Consider the following 3,609-nt stretch of genomic DNA (forward strand, 5'->3'; position numbering starts at 1 on the left):
TTGGGCGGTGCTGCTTCGGTCCAAGTCACCGACACCCTCGACGAAGTCGTGGCCAAGCTGACTGCGACCCCGTCGGTGACCGAAGGCGGTGAGATCACCTACACCATCACGCTGACCAACAAAGATGGTCTGCCGATCAACAACCACTCGGAGCTGTACTTCAAGCTGACCGACGGCACCACCGTCGTTGTGGCAGCCAACAGCACCACCGGTTCGGCGACTGTAGCTGCACCAGACAACGTCTATGTCGGCACCAATGCGCCGGTGGTCAATGCCATCGACGCCGTCAGCGGCGCTGATGCGTGGAAGTTCGAAAACCTGAACCTGGACAAGACCCCGGTCAGCACCGAGGTGACCGACGAGCCAGGTACGCCGGGCAACGAAGGCGATCTGGTCAAGGTCACCATCACGGCCGACCAGACCTCGGTAGCCGAGAACGTCAAACCGACCTTCACCGTGCACGTCAACCAGCCGCTGGCCCACGACTTGGTCGTGACCCTGAGCAACAACGCCCAGGTCACCATCAAGGCCGGTGAAACCAGTGCGCCGTACACCCACGATGCGCAAGGCGATGACGTCTACCAGGATGCGGGCGAAATCAGCCTGGGCATCAACTCGGCGGTGGACGCCACCGGCGCTGCGTTCGAGAACCTCGAGTTGGGCGGTGCGGCTTCGGTTCAAGTGACCGACACCCTCGACGAAGTCGTGGCCAAGCTGACCGCCACCCCTTCGGTCACCGAAGGCGGCGAGATCACCTACACCATCACGCTGACCAACAAAGACGGTCTGCCGATCAACAACCACTCGGAGCTGTACTTCAAGCTGACCGACGGCACCACCGTCGTCGTGGCAGCCAACAGCACCAACGGTTCGGCCACTGCAACCGCCCCGGACAACGTCTATGTCGGCACTAACGCGCCGGTGGTCAATGCCATCGATGCCGTCAGCGGCGCAGATGCATGGAAGTTCGAAAACCTGAACCTGGACAAGACTCCAGTCAGCACCGAGGTGACCGACGAGCCTGGCACCCCAGGCAACGAAGGCGACATCGTCAAAGTCACTATTACTGCTGACCAGACTTCGGTAGCCGAGAACGTCAAACCGACCTTCACCGTGCACGTCAACCAGCCGCTGGCCCACGACTTGGTCGTGACCCTGAGCAACAATGCCCAGGTCACCATCAAGGCTGGCGAAACCAGCGCGCCGTACACCCATGACGCGCAAGGCGATGACGTCTATCAGGATGCTGGCCAGATCAGCCTGGGCATCAACTCGGCGGTGGACGCCACTGGCGCTGCGTTCGAGAACCTCGAGTTGGGCGGTGCGGCTTCGGTTCAAGTGACCGACACCCTCGACGAAGTCGTGGCCAAGCTGACCGCCACCCCTTCGGTGACCGAAGGCGGCGAGATCACTTACACCATCACGCTGACCAACAAAGACGGCCTGCCGATCAACAACCACTCGGAGCTGTACTTCAAGCTGACCGACGGCACCACTGTCGTCGTGGCAGCCAACAGCACCACCGGTTCGGCCACTGCAACCGCCCCGGACAACGTCTATGTCGGCACCAATGCGCCGGTGGTCAATGCCATCGACGCCGTCAGCGGCGCTGATGCGTGGAAGTTCGAAAACCTGAACCTGGACAAGACCCCGGTCAGCACTACCGTCACTGACGAGCCAGGCACTCCAGGCAACGAAGGCGATATCATCAAGGTCACCATCACCGCCGACCAGACCTCGGTGGCTGAGAACGTCAAGCCGACCTTCACCGTGCACGTCAACCAGCCGCTGGCCCACGACCTGGTCGTGACCCTGAGCAACAACGCTCAGGTCACCATCAAGGCCGGCGAGACCAGCGCGCCGTACACCCACGATGCGCAAGGCGATGACGTCTATCAGGATGCGGGCCAGATCAGTCTGGGCATCAACTCGGCGGTTGACGCCACTGGTGCTGCGTTCGAGAACCTTGAGTTGGGCGGTGCAGCTACCGTTCAAGTCACCGACACCACCGACGAAGTGGTGGCCAAGCTGACTGCCACCCCGTCCGTCACCGAAGGCGGCGAGATCACCTACACCGTCACCCTGACCAACAAAGACGGTCTGCCGATCAACAACCACAGTGCATTGACCTTCACGCTGAGCGACGGCAAAACCGTCATCACCGTGCCGGCTAATGGCACCGTGGGTACTGCCACCGTGGCTGCCCCGGACAACGTCTACGTCGGTAGCAACGACCCGGTTGTGATGTCGATCGCAACCGTTGAAGGCGCGGATGTCGGCAAGTTTGAGCAACTGACCCTCGACAAAACCCCGGTCAGCACTACCGTGACCGACGAGCCTGGCACCCCAGGTAACCCGGGCGGCAGCAACGAAGGCGACCTGGTCAAGGTCACTATTACTGCTGACCAGACTTCGGTGGCCGAGAACGTCAAACCGACGTTCACCGTGCACGTCAACCAGCCGCTGGCCCACGACCTGGTCGTGACCCTGAGCAACAATGCCCAGGTCACCATCAAGGCCGGCGAAACCAGCGCGCCGTACACCCACGACGCACAGGGCGATGACGTCTACAACGATGCTGGCCAGATCAGCCTTGGTATCAATTCGGCAGTGGACGCCACTGGTGCGACCTTCGAGAACCTGCAACTGGGCGGTGCGGCTTCGGTTCAAGTGACCGACACCACCGACGAAGTGGTGGCCAAGCTGACTGCCACCCCGTCCGTCACCGAAGGCGGCGAGATCACCTACACCATCACGCTGACCAACAAAGACGGCCTGCCGATCAACAACCACTCGGAGCTGTACTTCAAGCTGACCGACGGCACCACCGTCGTCGTGGCAGCGAACAGCACCACGGGCTCGGCGACTGCAACTGCCCCGGACAACGTCTATGTCGGCACTAACCAGCCGGTGGTCAATGCCATCGACGCCGTCAGCGGCGCTGATGCGTGGAAGTTCGAAAACCTGAACCTGGACAAGACTCCAGTCAGCACCGAGGTCACCGACGAGCCAGGTACCCCGGGTAACGAAGGCGATATCATCAAGGTCACCATCACGGCCGACCAGACCTCGGTGGCTGAGAACGTCAAACCGACCTTCACCGTGCACGTCAACCAGCCGCTGGCCCACGACTTGGTCGTGACCCTGAGCAACAACGCCCAGGTCACCATCAAGGCTGGCGAAACCAGTGCGCCGTACACCCACGCGGCGCAAGGCGATGACGTCTACAACGATGCTGGCCAGATCAGCCTGGGCATCAACTCGGCGGTAGACGCCACTGGTGCGACCTTCGAGAACCTGCAACTGGGCGGCAACGCTTCGGTTCAAGTGACCGACACCACCGACGAAGTCGTGGCCAAGCTGACCGCGACCCCGTCGGTCACCGAAGGCGGCGAGATCACTTACACCATCACGCTGACCAACAAAGACGGCCTGCCGATCAACAACCACAGTGCATTGACCTTCACGCTGAGCGACGGCAAAACCGTCATCACCGTGCCGGCCAATGGCACCGTGGGCACTGCCACCGTGGCTGCCCCGGACAACGTCTACGTCGGTAGCAACGACCCGGTTGTGATGTCGATCGCAACCGTTGAAGGCGCGGAACCC

General features: G+C 61.7%; 1 protein-coding gene. It reads left to right on the top strand.

The window, feature by feature from the left end; genetic code table 11:
- Positions 1-3,609 (top strand): immunoglobulin-like domain-containing protein (locus FQ668_RS27225; protein ID WP_369333839.1); only part of this gene is annotated, 3,609 nt, incomplete at both ends.

Origin of the sequence: Pseudomonas sp. Kh14 (assembly GCF_900291005.1) — a bacterium.
Classification (GTDB): Bacteria; Pseudomonadota; Gammaproteobacteria; order Pseudomonadales; family Pseudomonadaceae; genus Aquipseudomonas; species Aquipseudomonas alloputida.